The organism is Massilia sp. UMI-21 (assembly GCA_015277795.1).
Taxonomy (GTDB): domain Bacteria; phylum Pseudomonadota; class Gammaproteobacteria; order Burkholderiales; family Burkholderiaceae_D; genus Telluria.
In genome coordinates, this window is the sequence record CP063848.1 from 856,992 (window position 1) to 872,833 (window position 15,842).

Annotated in this window: 16 protein-coding genes; 10 read left to right on the forward strand and 6 right to left on the reverse strand. The window is 68.3% G+C overall.

The genetic code is table 11. The features are described from left to right. Positions 1 to 138 precede the first annotated feature (138 nt). On the reverse strand, positions 139 to 2,490 hold the full coding sequence (locus tag IM543_03785; GenBank protein QOY96510.1) for a beta-galactosidase: 2,352 nt from the start codon (positions 2,488 to 2,490) through the stop codon (positions 139 to 141). A 142-nt stretch (positions 2,491 to 2,632) separates the two neighbouring features. Between IM543_03785 and IM543_03790 the strand changes: the two genes are divergently transcribed. The 4 genes from IM543_03790 (at position 2,633) to IM543_03805 (ending at position 7,704) form a co-directional block, all read left to right on the forward strand. Beyond that, on the forward strand, positions 2,633 to 3,988 hold the full coding sequence (locus IM543_03790) for a BNR repeat-containing protein (GenBank protein QOY95028.1): 1,356 nt from the start codon (positions 2,633 to 2,635) through the stop codon (positions 3,986 to 3,988). A gap of 53 nt (positions 3,989 to 4,041) precedes the next feature. Beyond that, the gene (locus tag IM543_03795; GenBank protein QOY96511.1) at positions 4,042 to 5,142 is read left to right on the forward strand and encodes a glycoside hydrolase family 88 protein; all 1,101 of its coding nucleotides are present in this window, start codon (positions 4,042 to 4,044) and stop codon (positions 5,140 to 5,142) included. A 14-nt stretch (positions 5,143 to 5,156) separates the two neighbouring features. Next, entirely contained in the window at positions 5,157 to 6,410 is a 1,254-nt protein-coding gene (locus IM543_03800; GenBank protein ID QOY95029.1) for a DUF2264 domain-containing protein, read from the forward strand. A 79-nt stretch (positions 6,411 to 6,489) separates the two neighbouring features. Then, positions 6,490 to 7,704 (forward strand): MFS transporter, encoded by a 1,215-nt coding sequence (locus tag IM543_03805; GenBank protein QOY95030.1) that lies wholly within the window; start codon positions 6,490 to 6,492, stop codon positions 7,702 to 7,704. An 18-nt stretch (positions 7,705 to 7,722) separates the two neighbouring features. Here IM543_03805 and IM543_03810 read toward each other — a convergent pair whose 3' ends face one another. From IM543_03810 to IM543_03820, 3 genes are read right to left on the reverse strand one after another with little or no spacing between them, the layout of a single operon-like run. Continuing rightward, entirely contained in the window at positions 7,723 to 8,034 is a 312-nt protein-coding gene (locus IM543_03810) for a winged helix-turn-helix transcriptional regulator (protein QOY95031.1), read from the reverse strand. A 52-nt stretch (positions 8,035 to 8,086) separates the two neighbouring features. Further along, complete coding sequence (locus tag IM543_03815) at positions 8,087 to 9,289, reverse strand: MFS transporter (GenBank protein ID QOY95032.1); 1,203 nt, start codon at positions 9,287 to 9,289, stop codon at positions 8,087 to 8,089. A gap of 30 nt (positions 9,290 to 9,319) precedes the next feature. Beyond that, positions 9,320 to 10,636, reverse strand: a complete 1,317-nt coding sequence (locus IM543_03820) for an NAD(P)-binding domain-containing protein (GenBank protein ID QOY95033.1) — start codon at positions 10,634 to 10,636, stop codon at positions 9,320 to 9,322. Positions 10,637 to 10,791: 155 nt separating this feature from the next. Between IM543_03820 and IM543_03825 the strand changes: the two genes are divergently transcribed. From IM543_03825 to IM543_03845, 5 genes are read left to right on the forward strand one after another with little or no spacing between them, the layout of a single operon-like run. Then, positions 10,792 to 11,118, forward strand: coding sequence for a helix-turn-helix transcriptional regulator (locus tag IM543_03825; GenBank protein ID QOY95034.1), 327 nt, complete (start codon positions 10,792 to 10,794; stop codon positions 11,116 to 11,118). A gap of 5 nt (positions 11,119 to 11,123) precedes the next feature. Continuing rightward, positions 11,124 to 11,621: an arsenate reductase ArsC gene (locus tag IM543_03830; protein ID QOY95035.1), complete on the forward strand. Its 498-nt coding sequence runs from the start codon at positions 11,124 to 11,126 to the stop codon at positions 11,619 to 11,621. Positions 11,622 to 11,635: 14 nt separating this feature from the next. After that, complete coding sequence (locus IM543_03835; protein ID QOY95036.1) at positions 11,636 to 12,916, forward strand: arsenic transporter; 1,281 nt, start codon at positions 11,636 to 11,638, stop codon at positions 12,914 to 12,916. 11 nt (positions 12,917 to 12,927) lie between these two features. Beyond that, positions 12,928 to 13,644 carry an arsenical resistance protein ArsH gene (gene arsH / locus IM543_03840; protein QOY95037.1) on the forward strand — a complete coding sequence of 239 codons (717 nt, stop codon included), beginning with the start codon at positions 12,928 to 12,930 and terminating at the stop codon, positions 13,642 to 13,644. A 14-nt stretch (positions 13,645 to 13,658) separates the two neighbouring features. Beyond that, positions 13,659 to 14,000: a DUF4326 domain-containing protein gene (locus tag IM543_03845; protein QOY95038.1), complete on the forward strand. Its 342-nt coding sequence runs from the start codon at positions 13,659 to 13,661 to the stop codon at positions 13,998 to 14,000. Here the strand turns inward: IM543_03845 and IM543_03850 are convergent. After that, positions 13,997 to 14,632, reverse strand: a complete 636-nt coding sequence (locus IM543_03850; GenBank protein ID QOY95039.1) for a DUF2807 domain-containing protein — start codon at positions 14,630 to 14,632, stop codon at positions 13,997 to 13,999. The genes IM543_03845 and IM543_03850 overlap by 4 nt on opposite strands. Positions 14,633 to 14,910: 278 nt before the next feature. Between IM543_03850 and IM543_03855 the strand changes: the two genes are divergently transcribed. Next, a complete protein-coding gene (locus IM543_03855; GenBank protein QOY95040.1) occupies positions 14,911 to 15,378 on the forward strand; it encodes a GyrI-like domain-containing protein in 468 nt (155 codons plus the stop codon). A 122-nt stretch (positions 15,379 to 15,500) separates the two neighbouring features. Here the strand turns inward: IM543_03855 and IM543_03860 are convergent, their stop codons facing one another. Further along, positions 15,501 to 15,770: a hypothetical protein gene (locus tag IM543_03860; GenBank protein ID QOY95041.1), complete on the reverse strand. Its 270-nt coding sequence runs from the start codon at positions 15,768 to 15,770 to the stop codon at positions 15,501 to 15,503. Positions 15,771 to 15,842 lie beyond the last annotated feature (72 nt).

A 15,842-nucleotide genomic window follows, 5' to 3' on the forward strand; every position in this document is an offset into this window, starting at 1 on the left:
ACTCCCGAAACCTGGCCTCCTCCGGGGAGGCGAACACCAATGACCTGCGTACGCAGGCCGCGGTAGGGAGTATATGACGGAGGCGAAAAACGTGACGCCCGCTGCGCACCTGTGCAGTGACGGGCGGATTCGTATGGCCTACAGCTGCACCAGCCTGTCACCCACATACACCCGATAGCGCCGGATCCGCCCCGTCACGGTATCCGGCCCCTGGCGCGGCGTGTAGCGCAGGCCGGCAATGTCGACGGGGGCGCCGAGGTCGATGACCAGGCGCGCCGGCCCCGGCGGAACCCCCTTGCCCCAGGCCGTATGCCAGTAATCGCTTGCCTGGCCATTGATGGCGTTCAGGGCGCTGCCGTCTTCCTTGTGCGCTTCCTCGCTGCTGGCGTAGGCGATCGTCCAGGCACTCTGGTTCATGGGCTTGCCGTCCAGGCCGAGCAGCGCCAGTTCGGCGATGGCGGCATGCGGCGTGCCGTCGAAGGTGTCGAGCACCTCAAGACACAGCTGGCGCCCGCGTGCCGGCTGCGCGAACCCCACGTCCTGGGTGGCAGCCCCGCCGGCGAACTGTCCACTATGCACCGGCGTCATGCCGGCCAGCTTCGGGCGCGCCTTGCTGGCCGGACGCGCGAGGTCGCGCTCGGGATGCAGTTCGTCGAGGATGGGCGTGCTGCGCCCTGCGATGCGGCTGGCGCGCGGGCCGGTGAGGTCGAGTACGATCACCTCGTTGCGGCCGGCCTTCATCCACGGCGCCGGCAGGTACATGGTCTGGGTCGGGCCGATGCTCCAGTAGCGGCCCAGGCAGCGGCCGTTGATCCAGACGATGCCCTGGCCCCAGCTGGACAGGTCGAGGAAGGTGTCGGCCCGTTCGTTCACGTCGAAACTGCCGCGCCAGAAGGCCGGGCCTTCCGCACGCTTGGCCTGCCAGCGCAGCGGTGGCAGGTCGCCATCGGCGCCGAAGTCGATGGCGCGGATCTCCCAGTCTTTCAGTTCCCCGGCCGCACCGTCCGCTGTGCGCAGCACCACCGGGCCCTGCAATCCCTTGCGGTCGTGGATCTCGACGCCGAAATTCACGCGTGCGATCGTGTACAGCAGCACTTCCAGCTTCATCGGCGCCGGGCGCGCCGGCAGCTCGACGCTGAAGCGGCGCCGGCGCGTATCCATCGTGCCCGCCAGGCGCCCGCCGAGGTAGACCCAGGCCAGGTCGCGCGCGTTCGCGGCTTCCAGCCTGCCGGCCGGGCCGGGCGGCAGCGTGATGCTGTAGGCAACCAGGCCGCGGCTGATGTCGTACTGTTCGATATTGCGCGGCGAGCTGTCCCTGATCGCCGCTCCAGGTAAATTCGCGAACACGGGCGCGGTCTCGCGCAAGGCAAAAGCGGGAAGCGCCATCACCGGCAGCTGCGCCGGCGCGGCGGGCAAGGTCTCGCCGGGCGCCAGGTGCCGGCCCAGGCATTCGCGGTAGGTGCGGAATTTCTCGCCCAGCCAGCCCGCCTCGCTGATCGGGGCGTCGTAGTCGTAGCTCGTCGTATCGGGGCGGAAGGGTCGGTCGCAGCCGCCCCACAGGCCGAAGGTGGTGCCGCCGTGCGCCATGTACAGGCTGAACGAGCCGTTCGCGTCCAGCATGGCGTCGATGTCCTGGATCGCGCGCGCATTGTCGCCGCGCTTGTGCGGCGTGCCCCAGGTATCGAACCAGCCCGAGTAATACTCGCCGCACATCAAGGGTCCCTGCTGCACGGCGGCCAGCGCCTTGAAGCCGCGCGCCGGGTCGCTGCCGAAATTCGCGACCGACAGCAGCTCGGGGATGTGGGTCTTGGCCACCGCATTGGTCGGGTTGCACTGGAACAGGGGCACGTCGAAGCGTGCATCGAGCAGGGCCTGGCGCATCAGCCGCATGTAGTCGCGGTCGTCGCCGAAGAAGCCGTATTCGTTCTCGACCTGCACCATCAGGATCGGGCCGCCCTGCGTTACCTGCATCGGCGCCAGCACCCGGCCGACCTCCCGCAGCCAGCGCCGCGCCGGCGCGACAAATGCCGGGGCGCGGGTGCGCAAGAAGCTGTCGCCCGGATGTTTCAGCAGCCACCACGGCAGGCCGCCCATTTCCCATTCGGCGCAGGCGTAGGGGCCCGGGCGCAGGATGACCCACAGGCCCTCCGCTTGCGCCAGCCTGCAGAATTCGGCGGCGTCGCGCTGCCCGTCCCAGCGGTACTGGCCTTCGCGCCACTCGTGGTAGTTCCAGAACAGGTAGGCGCAGACCGTATTCAGGCCCATGGCCCTGATCGCCTTCAGGCGGTGCCCCCAGTATTCGCGCGGCACCCGGGCAAAGTGCATCTCGCCGCAGCGGATCTGCAGGGGCTTCCCGTCGAGCAGGAAATCCTTGTCGCCGATGGCGAAGCGGGGCGCCGCAGCCGCGGCTGCGGCATGCGGGACGTTCAGCGCGAGGGCGGTGCCGGCGGCGGCGCCGAGGAAGCTGCGGCGCGATGGGTGGAGGGTCATGGCAGTCCGGGCGAGGATGGTGTGCCCTGCATGGTAGAGGAACTGCGCCTGCCGCAGCAGGCCCTCCTGCGAAACGCTCAACAGCTTGATTCCGGGGCCCTTGCATTGCGGTGTAAGGTAGCCGGATTCGCGTGGAGAGAACATGAGAGGGAATCGCCCGGCCAGGCAACTGCCGATCGCCGTATCGCTTGCCGCTGCGGTGCTGCTGTGCGCGTGCGCCGGGCCGGCACGACAGCAGGCCGGGGCGCGCGTCGTCGAGGTGGCCGACGGCTGGGCCGCGAACTCGGTCAATGCCGTGGTGTTCCGCAAGAACTCGCTCGTCACCCACGACGGCCACCAATTCATCGCCTTCTACGACGGCGCGGGCAGGGTAGTGCTGGGAAAGCGCCGCCAAGGCGACGCGCAGTGGAAGCTGGCGCCCACCCAGTACCTGGGCAATGCCCGCGACGCGCACAACAGCATCAGCATCATGGTCGACGGCACGGGTGTCCTGCACGTCGCCTGGGACCACCACAATGGCCCCTTGCGCTACGCCCGCGGCACGGCGCCCGGCGCGCTCACCCTGGGTCCGCAGGAAGCGATGACCGGACGCGACGAGGCCTCGGTGTCCTATCCGGAGTTCTACCGTACGCCGCAGGGCGAGCTCTTGTTCCTGTACCGCGACGGCGGTTCCGGGCGCGGCAACCTGGTGCTCAACCGCTACGACCCGGCGCGCCGCAGCTGGAGCCGGCTGCAGGACAATCTCCTGAGCGGCGAAGGGCGGCGCAGCGCCTACTGGCAGGCCTTTGTCGACCACAGGGGAACGCTGCACCTGTCCTGGGTGTGGCGCGCGTCGCCCGACGTCGCCAGCAACCACGACCTGGCCTATGCCCGGTCGCTGGACGGCGGACGCAGCTGGGAGCGCAGCAATGGAGCGCGCTACGCGTTGCCGATCACGGCCGGCAGTGCGGAAGTCGCGGCGCGCATCCCCGCCAGGAGCGAATTGATCAACCAGACCGCCATGGCGGCCGACCGTGACGGCAACCCGGTCATCGCGAGCTATTGGCGCGACCCGGGCGGCGCCGTCCCGCAATACCGCGTGGTGGTCCACGACGGCCAGGCCTGGCGCGCGCAGGACCTTGCCTTCCGGCGCACGCCATTCTCGCTGTCCGGCCTGGGGACCAAGGCGATCCCGATCTCCCGTCCGCAAATCCTGGTCGATCGTGCCGGCGCGGCGCCTGCGGCCTGGCTGGTGTTTCGCGACGAAGAGCGGGGCAGCAAGGTCTCTGTCGCCTGCACGCGCGACCTGCGCCAGGGCGGCTGGCAAGTAGCCGACCTGCTCGAGCGTTCCATGGGAGCGTGGGAGCCGAGCTTCGACACCGAATTGTGGCGCCAGTCGGGCCAGCTGAATCTCTACCTCCAGACCGTCCACCAGGCCGATGCCGAAGGCGTCCTGGCATCGAAGCCGACGCCGGTCGGCGTCCTGGAATGGACACCCACCTGCCCACCTGCACCATGAACACCATGCCTCTCCGACACTACCTCAGCGGCTTGCTGGCCGCGCTGGGCTTCATGCTGGGCGGCTGCGCCACGCCTGCGCCATCCGATACCGTCCAGCGTAGCGAAGCGATCGCCGTGATCGACAAGGTCAACACCTACTGGCAATCGCGCACGCCGGCGAAACAGTGGGCTTTCTGGGATGTGGCGGCCTACCACACCGGCAATATCGAAGCCTACCGCGTGACCGGCAACGAAGGCTACCGGCGCTATTCCGAGGAGTGGGCCGAACACAATGCCTGGCAGGGCGCGACCTCGAACGACAAGGCGCGCTGGAAGTACAGCTACGGCGAGACCCCCGAACACGTGCTGTTCGGCGACTGGCAGATCTGCTTCCAGACCTATGCCGACCTGTATCAGCTGGACCGGGAGCCGCGCGACCCGCGCAAGATCGCGCGCGCCCGCGAGGTCATGGAATACCAGATGAGCACTCCCGACAAGGATTACTGGTGGTGGGCCGATGGCCTCTACATGGTCATGCCGGTCATGACCAAGATGTACGGGATCACCGGCGATCGCCAGTACCTCGAGAAGCTGCACGACTACTTCGCGTACGCGAACAGCATCATGTACGACCCGGATGAGCAGCTGTACTACCGCGACGCCAAGTACGTCTACCCGAAGCACAAGAGCGCCAGCGGCAAGAAGGATTTCTGGGCGCGCGGCGACGGCTGGGTGTTCGCGGGACTGGCCAAGGTGCTGGCCGACCTGCCGCAGGATGATCCGTATCGCGCACAGTACGTCGCGCGCTTCCAGGCGATGGCGGCGGCCCTGGTGCGCAGCCAGCAGCCGGAAGGCTACTGGACCCGCAGCATGCTCGACCCCGCGCATGCGCCGGGACCGGAAACCAGCGGCACCGCGTTTTTCACCTACGGGCTGCTGTGGGGGATCAACAATGGCCTGCTGCCGCGCAGCGTGTACCTGCCGGCGGCGCAGCGCGGCTGGCGCTACCTGAGCACGGTGGCCGTGCAGGCGGACGGCCGGGTCGGCTACGTGCAGCCGATCGGCGAGCGCGCGATCCCGGGGCAGGTCGTCGACCAGGAGTCGACCGCGCCCTTCGGCGTCGGCGCGGTCCTGCTGGCCGCGGCCGAGATGGCGCGCCTGGCCGGCCGATAAGGAGGAGCGAGCACATGGAACGACGACACTTCATGCGCACGCTGGCCGCCGCGCCGGCCGTCCCCGGCCTGCTGGCCGCCGATGCGGTGGCGGCAGCACCATCGGCAGGCGATGAGCGCACGTATCTGCTGCACCTGCTGCAACGGATGGCCGAGCCGGTACTGACGCTGATGGCGCAGGGCGAGCTGAAAAAGAAGTTCCCGCTCGAACTAAGCCCGACCTGGGACGGGCGCAGTCCGTCGGTCGCCTACCTGGAGTGTGTTGGCCGCCTGATGGCGGGCATCGCACCCTGGCTTGCGCTGCCGGTGGACGACACGCAGGAGGGCCGCTTGCGCCGGCGCCTGCAGCAGCTGGCGCTGCAAAGCTATGCCAACGCGGTCGACCCGCGCAGTCCGGACTACCTGACATGGATGGGAGAAGGGCAGGCGCTGGTCGATTCCGCCTATTTCACCAATGCCCTCCTGCGCGCCCCCAAGGCCTTGTGGGAACCGCTCGACGCCACCACCAGGACGCGCATCATTGCCGAGATCAAGGGCTTGCGCCGCATCGAGCCGCCGGACACCAATTGGCTGCTGTTCGCCGCGATGAACGAAGCCTGGCTGCTGTCGATCGGGGAAGCGTACGACCCGATGCGCATGAACGGCGCGATCCGCAAGATCAACGAGTGGTACGCCGGCGACGGCTGGATCAAGGACGGCAAGGATTTCCACTTCGATTACTACAATTCCTACGTCATCTATCCGATGCTGCTGGAGGTGCTCGACGTCCTGGTGGCGAAGAAGGGGACATTCTGGCAGGCCAGGCCGCAAGACCTGCTGGCGCAGGCAGGCAGGCGCGCGCAGCGCTATTGCGAACACCTGGAACGCTTCGTCGGCCCCGATGGCAGCTATCCGCCGATCGGGCGTTCGCTCACCTACCGCACCGCCGCCTTCCAGCCGCTGGCGCTACTGGCCTGGCGCAAGCAGCTCCCGGCCTCGCTGCCGGAAGGGCAGGTGCGCTCGGCCCTGCATGCGGTACACCAGGCCATCTGGGATGCGCCGGGCAACTTCACCGAGGACGGTTTTCTCACGATCGGCTTCCGCGGCCATCAGCCCGGGCTGGGAGACGCGTACTCGAACAACGGCAGCATGTATATCGCGTCCTCGAGCCTGTTGGCCCTGGGGCTGCCCGCCAGCGATGCGTTCTGGACCGTACCAGGGCAGGACTGGACACAGAAGAAGGCGTTCGGCGGACGCAGCTTCCCGAAGGACTATCCGGTGAATTACTGAACCGCGGCGGCGGCGCCCGGCGACGCTTCGCGGTCGCGCCGTGTACACTGGCGAGGCTTGCCACCCCCAACGCCGTCCCATGTCCACACATCCTTCGCAGCCGTCCGCAGCGCCCTCCGCGCAATCCGGGACGGTGATGCAGATCCTGTTTTCGGTCGCTTTTGTTCACCTGCTGAACGATTGCGTGCAGGCCGTGCTGCCGGCCATCTACCCGCTGCTCAAGCAGGAGTTTTCGCTCAGCTTCACCCAGATTGGCCTGATCACGCTGACCTTCCAGTGCACCGCTTCGCTGCTGCAGCCCTGGATCGGCCTGGTCACCGACAAGCGGCCGATTCCGTTCCTGCTGCCGGCCGGGATGTGCGTCACGCTGGGCGGCGTGGCGCTGCTGTCGGTGGCCGGCAGCTATGCCATGCTGCTGCTGGCGGCCGGCATGATCGGTGTCGGCTCCTCGACCTTCCACCCGGAGGCCTCGCGCGTGGCGCGCCTGGCTTCGGGCGGGCGCTTCGGCTTTGCGCAATCGCTGTTCCAGGTCGGCGGCAACCTGGGCTCGGCCTTCGGGCCGCTGCTGGCCGCCGCCATCATCGTCGGGCGCGGCCAGGGCCGGATCGCCTGGCTGATGCTGCTGGTCGTGCTGGCGGTCGCGGTGCTGTTCAAGGTCAGCGGCTGGTACGCGGGCCACCTGCGCAAGGTGACGCGCAAGCTCGCCGTGCATGCGGGGCCGGAGCTGTCGCGCGGGCGCGTGCTGTGGGCGCTGACGGTGCTGGCGCTGCTGGTGTTCTCGAAGTACATCTATATGGCCAGCCTGTCGAGCTACTACACCTTCTTCCTGATCGAGAAGTTCCACGTCACGGTGGGGGCGGCGCAGATGTACCTGTTCCTGTTCCTGGCGGCGGTGGCGGCGGGCACCTTCGCGGGCGGCCCGATCGGCGACCGCATCGGCCGCAAGCGCGTGATCTGGTTCTCGATCCTGGGCGCGGCGCCCTTCGCGCTGGCGCTGCCCTACGCCAACCTGTTCTGGACCGCCGTGCTGTCGGTGGTGATCGGGCTGGTGATGTCTTCCGCCTTCTCGGCCATCGTGGTGTTTGCGCAGGAGCTGGTGCCGAACAAGATCGGCATGATCGCCGGCCTGTTCTTCGGGCTGATGTTCGGCATCAGCGGCATCGGCGCCGCGGCGATGGGGGCGATCGCGGACAGCACCGGGATCGAGTACGTGTACCGGATCGCCTCCTTCCTGCCCTTGCTGGGTATCCTGGCCGTGCTGCTGCCCCGGATCGGGACGCCGGGGCGCCGCTGAACCGGACGGCCAGGCGTCCTACAGCGCGCCGATCAGCGCCTTCAGCTGGGCCAGCCGCTCCGGGCGGACGCAGTAGCACACCCGCTGCAGGTCGGACGAGCCTTCGATCAGGCCCGCTTCCTTCAGGATCGAGACATGCTTGGAAATCGTCGACGGCGCCAGCGGCAGCACCTCGGCCAGGCTGCCGAAGTAGCAGTCGCCGTGGCTGATCAGGTGCCGCAGCAGCTGCAGCCGCGCGGGATGGCCGATCGCCTTGCACAGCGCGGCAAGCTCGTCGATGTCGATGGGGGCGGGCGGCGCCGCCGCCGGGCCGCAGCAGGAACTGGTCATGGGTGCTTTCGTTCGGGTTGAGCTGCGAGGATAGGAAGCCGGCGGCGTGCCGTCAAGTTCCGGCAGGCTCCGGCGCGTCCGCCGTCGTGGCGGGCTTGACCGCCGACAGGTACAGCAGCAGCGAGGCCAGGGCGCAGCCGAACAGCACCAGCGGCAGCACCATCTTCCCCGATGCGCCGGACAGGATGGCCGCGGCAAGCAGCGGTCCGCCCGCTTTCGACAGCAGCGAGGGCACCGCCATCGCGCCCATGATGGCGCCGTAGTGGCGTGCGCCGAACAGCGCGCGCGGCAGGGTGCCGCGGATGATGGTCAGCACGCCGTTGCTCATCCCGTACAGCATGCAGAACAGCGCCACCGCCCAGGCCCGCGTTCCCAGCAGGGCCAGCGCCAGCAGGCCGGCGGGCAGGGTCGCGAACACGAAGCGCCCGACCGCCTGGGGTGGCGTGTCGCGCGCCAGGGTGCGCTCGCCGATTCGTCCCGCCACCTGCATCGGGCCGACCAGCGCCGCCAGGAACACGGCGGCGCCGGCCGAATGGCCGAGCGACTGAAGCAGTGGAATCAGGTGCACCGCCAGCGCCGAAAAGATGAAGACGTTCGCCGAGAAGGCCAGCGCCAGCTTCCAGAAGACCGGATGGCGCACCGCCTGCGCCAGCGTGTGGCTGTCGCGCGGCGCTTGCGGGCAGGCCGGCGGGTGGGGTGCGTCGCGTCCGAGCCAGAGATGCAGCGGCAGGCACAGGGCGACTTGCAGCAGCGCGTAGACCAGGTAGGTGTCGCGCCACCCAAGGCGCGCGTCGATGGCCAGCGTCAGGGGCCAGAACAGGGTGCTGGCGAAGCCGGCGAACAAGGTCAGCGTCGAGATCGCGCGCGGCGCACCGGCGTCGAGCTTGCGGTTGATGGTGGCGAAGGCCGCTTCGTACAGGGCCAGCGCCATCGCCAGGCCGATCAGCGTCCAGGCGCCGAAATAGCCCGCCGTGCTGGTGCAGCGCGACAGCCAGGCCAGGCCGAGGGCGCTGGCCAGCGAGCCGACCGCCATCACGTAGCGGCCGCCGTGGCGGTCCACCAGCGCCCCGACCGGCGTGGCGATCACGCCGGCCACCAGCAGGCTCCAGGAAAAGGCGGCGAAGGCGGTTTCGAAGCTCAGCCCCAGGTCGCGCCGGATCGCCGGCGACAGCACCGAGAAGGCGTAATACATCGTGCCCCACGACACGATCTGGGTGGCGGCAAGGATGCCGATGGTCTTGCGGGCCTGGTGCACGCGCTTCTCCTGTCAGTGATGGTGTGCCGCTCAGCAGCAGGCGGCGGCCTCGGCAGCCGGTACTGTACAGCAGCCGCTGGCCGGCTGCTGGTAGGCCCGCCGGGTGTTGCAGACCCCCGTCTCCGGCAGGTCGAGCTGGACGTCGTCCGCGGCAGCGACGTCGCCCGCGAGGGCCGCCACCACCGAGCGCACCTGCTCGTAGCCGGTGGCCAGCAGGAAGTTCGGCGCCCGGCCGTAGCTCTTGGCCCCCACCGCGTAGTAGCCGGCTTCCGGATGCGCCAGCTCGCGGTGGCCGTGCGGGCGCACGCTGCCGCAGCTGTGCTCATTCGGGTCGATCAGCGGCGCCAGCGCGTCGGTGCTCTCCAGCCACGGGTCGTGGCGCGTGCGCAGTTCGCGCGTGATCGACAGGTCGGGACGGGCCCCGGTGGCGCAGACGATTTCGTCGATGCCCTCGATGCTGTGGCCGACGGCGTCGATGGCGGCGATGCGGCCGTCCGTCTGCATCACGCGCACGATCGGGAAGTCCTGGCGCATCTCCAGTTGTCCGGTGTCGCGCAGCGCCTGCAGGCGCAGTCCGAGCTGGCCGCGCGCGGGCAGGCCGTCGGCGTCGCCGCCGCCGAATACGCGCGCCAGCTGGCTGCCGCGCGTCGCCCACACCAGCTGCGTGCCCGCATGTTCGGCGGCCAGCTGCGCCAGCGCCAGCAGCGTGCCCGCCGCGGAGTGGCCGGCGCCGACCACCAGCACCCGCTTGCCCGCATAGCGCGCGCGCTGGCTGCCCAGCACGTCGGGCATGCCGTAGGCGATATGGGCCGCCAGCGCCGCTTCGCCGAGCGCCGGGATGCCGCTCGCGCCGAGGGGATTCGGCTGCGACCAGGTGCCGGTGGCGTCGATCACGGCGCGCGCCAGGAATTCGCGCGGACCGCTGGGGGTGTCGGCGCGGATCAGGAACGGCGCTTCGCCGCGGCCGCGGGTCTTCACCTTGTCGGTCGCGGTGCGCGTGATGGCGGTGACCCGGTGCCGCAGGCGCAGCGCATCGGCAATGCCGGGCAGGGCGGCCAGCGGCGCCAGGTAGTCGTCGAGCATCTCGCCGGCGCTCGGCAACGCGTCCGGCGCCGGCATCCGCCAGCCGGCGTTTTCGAGCAGGCTGCGCGCCGCCTTGTCGACGTTGTACTGCCAGGGCGAGAACAGCCGCACGTGGCGGAAGCTGTCGAGGTTGGCGCCGACGGCAGGGCCGGCTTCCAGCAGCAGGGGCGTCATGCCCCGCGCGCGCAGGTGCGCGGCGGCGGCGAGTCCGACGGGGCCGGCACCGAGCACGGCGACGGGAAGGGTGGCATCGATCTGGGGCATGGCATCTCTCCTGACTTGGTTGTTCGTTATTCGTAGTTCGACGAAATAAGAATAAATGCCTTGTCATCAATCTGTCAAATTATTTCGATAAGATTCGAAGGGTCATGCACACAAGGTATAATTCGATAACGATGGAAACGACAAAGCACGCCCCCATGAACACCACGACCGCCATCGCCGCGCTGGCCGCGCTGGCCCAGGAGTCGCGCCTGGCGACCTTCCGGCTGCTGGTGCAGGCCGGCCCGGCCGGCATGGCCGCCAGCAGGATCGCCGAGGCGCTCGCCATCCCCGCATCCTCGCTCTCCTTCCACCTGAAGGAACTGAGCCACGCCGGCCTGATCGCGCCGCGCCAGGAAGGGCGCTTCATCATCTACGCGGCGCAGTTCGAGACCATGAACGGCCTGCTGGCCTTCCTCACCGAGAACTGCTGCGGCGGCAACCCCTGCACGCCGGTCTGCGGCCTTCCCACCCCATCCACCTGATTCACATGCACATCCTGTTCCTTTGCACCGGCAATTCCTGCCGTTCGCTCATCAGTGAAGCCGTTTTCAATCACCTCGCACCGCGGGGCTGGCATGCCCTGAGCGCCGGCAGCCAGCCCACTGGCCGCCTCAACGCGCGCGCCCTGCAACTGCTGGCCGAAAAAGGCATCCCGACCGAGGGTTATTACAGCAAGTCGTGGGACGCGTTGCCGGTCACGCCCGACATCGTCGTCACCGTCTGCGCCAGCGCGGCCGGCGAAACCTGCCCGGCCTACCTGGGGGCCGCATCTCCTACCCCGATATTGCGCACCCACTGGGGCGTGGACGACCCCAGCCACGTCGAAGGCAGCGAAGAACGGATCACGGCCGCCTTCGAGCGCGCCTATGCCATCCTGCGCGCCCGCATCGAGGCTTTCTTGGCGCTGCCCCTGGATGAACTGGCGCAGGACCGGGCTCGCTTCAAGGCGGCGCTGGACCACATCGGCAGCCTGCTGCCGGCATGACGGGAGAACCGAGCTTGCTGCCTGCATTCCTGATCTTCCTTGCCACCCTGGTCCTCGTCATCTGGCAGCCGCGCGGCCTCGGCATCGGCTGGAGCGCCGCCGCCGGCGCGATCGTCGCGCTGCTGGCCGGCGTCATCCAGGTCAGCGACATCCCGGTCGTCTGGGACATCGTGTGGAACGCCACCGGCGCCTTCGTCGCGGTGATCGTCATCAGCCTGCTGCTGGACAAGGCCGGTTTCTTCGAATGGACGGCACTGCATGTCGCGCGCTGGGGCCGCGGCAACGGACGGCGCCTGTTCGTGCTGCTGGTGCTGCTGGGCGCGGCGGTGGCGGCGCTGTTCGCCAACGACGGCGCGGCGCTGATCCTCACGCCGATCGTCATCGCCATGCTGGCCGCGCTGCGCTTTTCTCCCCGGGCCACGCTGGCCTTCGTGATGGCGGCCGGCTTCATCGCCGACACCGCCAGCCTGCCGCTGGTGGTGTCGAACCTGGTGAACATCGTCTCGGCGAACTACTTCGATATCGGCTTCGCGCGCTACGCCGCCGTGATGGTGCCGGTCAACCTGGTGTCGGTCGCCGCCACCCTGGGCGCACTGCTCTGGTTCTTCGGCAAGGATATTCCGCAGGACTACGACATGGCCCAGCTGCGCCGTCCGATGGATGCCATCCACGACCGCGCCACCTTCGTCGCCGGCTGGTGGGTGCTGGCCTTGCTGCTGGTCGGCTTCTTCTGGCTCGACGAGGCGGGCGTTCCGATCAGCGCGGTGGCGGCGCTGGGCGCGCTGGTGCTGTTCGTCGTCGCCGCGCGCGGTCACCGCATCTCCACGCGCGAGGTGCTGCGCGGCGCGCCCTGGCAGGTCGTGGTGTTCTCGCTCGGCATGTACCTGGTGGTCTATGGGCTGCGCAATGCCGGCCTGACGGATTACCTGACGGCGCTGCTGGAGCGCTGCGCCCAGTACGGCGTGTGGGGCGCGGCCCTGGGCACCGGCGTGATCACGGCGCTGCTGTCGTCGATCATGAACAACCTGCCGACGGTGCTGGTCGGCGCGCTGTCGATTGATGCCACCGCCACTACCGGCGCGGTGCGCGAAGCGATGATCTATGCGAACGTGATCGGCAGCGACCTCGGTCCGAAGATCACGCCGATCGGCAGCCTGGCCACGCTGCTGTGGCTGCACGTCCTGGCGAGCAAGGGGATCGCGATCTCCTGGGGCTATTATTTCCGGGTGGGCGTGGTGCTGACCTTGCCGATCCTGCTTGTCACCCTGGCCGCCCTGGCCTTGCGCCTGAGTTGAAAGGACATGACATGGACAAGATTCCCGGACTCCCCAACATCAACCCCGAACAGCTCGACATGCCCAACGTGGAGAAGCTGGCGCCGGTCGGCGACATGGACCATCCGCCGCGCATCCTGATGCTGTACGGTTCGCTGCGCGAGCGCTCGTTCAGCCGCTTCCTCACCTACGAGGCGGCGCGCATCCTCGAGCATTTCGGCGCCGAAGTGAAGATCTTCGACCCGATGGAACTGCCGATGGCCGGCAGCGTGCCCGAGACCCATCCGAAGGTGGTCGAGCTGCGCGAACTCTCGCTGTGGTCGGAAGGCCAGGTCTGGTGCAGCCCCGAGCGCCATGGCGCCATCACGGCGGTGATGAAGAACCAGATCGACTGGATCCCGCTGGAACAGGGCGCGCTGCGTCCGAGCCAGGGCCGCACGCTGGCCGTGATGCAGGTCTGCGGCGGTTCGCAGTCCTTCAACGTGGTCAATACGATGCGCCTGCTGGGGCGCTGGATGCGCATGTTTACCATTCCGAACCAGTCTTCGGTGCCGATGGCCTACAAGGAGTTCGACGAGGCCGGCCGGATGCGGCCCTCGGCCTATTACGACCGGGTGGTGGACGTGATGGAGGAGCTTTTCAAGATCACCCTGCTCATGCGCGGGCGCAGCGGCTACCTGACCGACCGGTATAGCGAGCGCAGCGAGCGGGCGCTACGCAAGATCGACGCCCAGATCGAAAAACTGTAGGGAAGGCCAAGGCAATGCAGGCGACGCGTGTCCGGCTGAGCCGGAAGAAAGGCTGGAAGCTGCCACCGAACACGGTGTCGGTGGCGCGCCCCGGCCGCTGGGGCAATCCGTTCTCGGTGGTGCCGGAAGCAGAGCCGGGCACGCCGGTGGGTACGCGCTACATCGCCATGCCCGGCGTGGCGGAGGCGGTGGCCGCGTTCCGGCGCTGGCTCGAAGACGACCGGGCCGGCCGCCGGCTGGCGGCGCAGGCGCGCGAGGAGCTGCGCGGCAAGAACCTGGCCTGCTGGTGCCCGCTCGACGGGCCCTGCCATGCCGAGGTCCTGCTCGACGTCGCCAACCGCCCGGCCCGGCCTTAGTCGGCGGCGGTCACGCTGCCGATGCCCGACACCGACTTGTTCACCACCCGCGGGTTGCCGTAGTAGGTGAGGTTGCCCATGCCGCGCACATCGGCGTCGAGCCTGTTTCGGGCGTAGACGTGGACTGCGCCGATCCCCTCGAAACGCACGTCGGCATCCTGCGTGCGCAGCGCCCTGGTGTCGACTTCGCCCACCCCCTGGGCGTGCAGTCGTAGTGTGCGCACTTCGCCGTCGATGGCGAGGCGGCCGGCGCCGCGGTAGTTCACGTCGAGCCGTTCGCCGCGCATGTTCACCAGGCGCAGCAGGCCTGCGCCTTCGCCCTTGAAGGTCTGCAGCGCCGGCATCGTCACGACCACGCGGTCGTCGCTGTCCATGTTGGTGCGCGATTTGTCCTTCATGCCCAGGCGCAGCTCGCCGTCGATCACTTCGCTGGTCACGCGCGCAATGTAACGCGGGTCGCCATGGACCTTCATCGAATACGATTTGCCGGCTTCCACCGTCAGGTTGACCGCGCCGCGCACGGCGACGCCCGTGAAGGGGGTGAGCGCGCGCGCCTGTTCATCGGCGTGCGCGCCGAGCGGCATGCTCAAGGCGGCGAGGGACAGGACGGCGGCGAGGATCGGACGTTGCATGGGGGTCTCCGGTAAGTGGTATGCATCCATTCTAGGTAGAGGCATGGGCTTCCATCGAGCGTTTGCGACGAACTGCACAATTGCGCGCTTGGACGGTACTGGGGGCGGAGTATGCGTACTTCGCGAGCAGAAACTGCCTGGTGTCATGACGGCTGTGTGCGCTGTTGCACATTTGTCCTGCCAGATTGCGAAAAAACCGCGCGCACGATTGCGTGCGTGACAATATTGTCGATGAGTTAAGGCTATAATTTTTTTCGTCCACTTGCGTAGCCGATACCATGCACATCTCTACCGTTACCTTACCTGAAATGAAGCTCGCCGGGCTGCCACTTGCAGGTCCGCTCTCAGTACTGGAAGCGGATATGCCGGACATCTGGAGCAGCTTCCTCGAGCGCGAAAGCGAACTCGGCGAAACCAATGGGCTGCGCTACGGCGTCAGCCTGCAAGACAAGGATGGGCAGCACCTGGAGTGCGTCGCCGCCGAAGTCACCGACCTGAACAACCTGCCGCCGGGCATGATCGCCATCCGCATTCCGGAGCGCCGCTATGCCATGCTGACCCACCGCGGGCCGATGACGCGGGTGCAAGCCACCTACCTGACCGGCTATGCGGCGATCGAGCAGCTGGGCATGGTGCGCGACGAGGAAGGCTGGCGCATCGAGCGCTATGACCGGCGTTATACGCCCGCGCTCCACGACGGCAACCGTCCGGATAACGCCTACGACATCCTGATCCCGCTACTGTAGTTAACTGGTGCCGGTATGTTTCCCGACCGCCGGCGCCGGTAGGGCGGTTTGCACCGCCGGTATCCCTTCCCAAGGACACACGCATTCTGCCTGCCGATTATGACAGGCGTTTGACCGGCGAGCTACCGAATGTCGTCGTCGATGCTGTCGCCGGGTTCCTCGTGGGTCGCCGCGAAGGCGGCGCTTTCGGTGCAGTCGTGGATCTCGTCGCCGCTGTCTTCCGTGAGTTCCGGGGGACTGAGCATGTCGTCGAGCATGGCCCGTAGTTCGGGCGTGTCCCAGGTGGCGCCGGTCCGCTCGCAGCGCTGGATGTAGTTGAGCACTTCCCGGTTCTGGGCCGGGCTCAGCGGGAGTCCGCGCCAGGTGTCCGTGGGAGATAGTTCGGTTTTCATCGTGTCCTCGCTTTACGGCCACCGGCCGCGCCAGTCCACTATACGCCGCGCGGCCGTATCGGGCGCACGCCA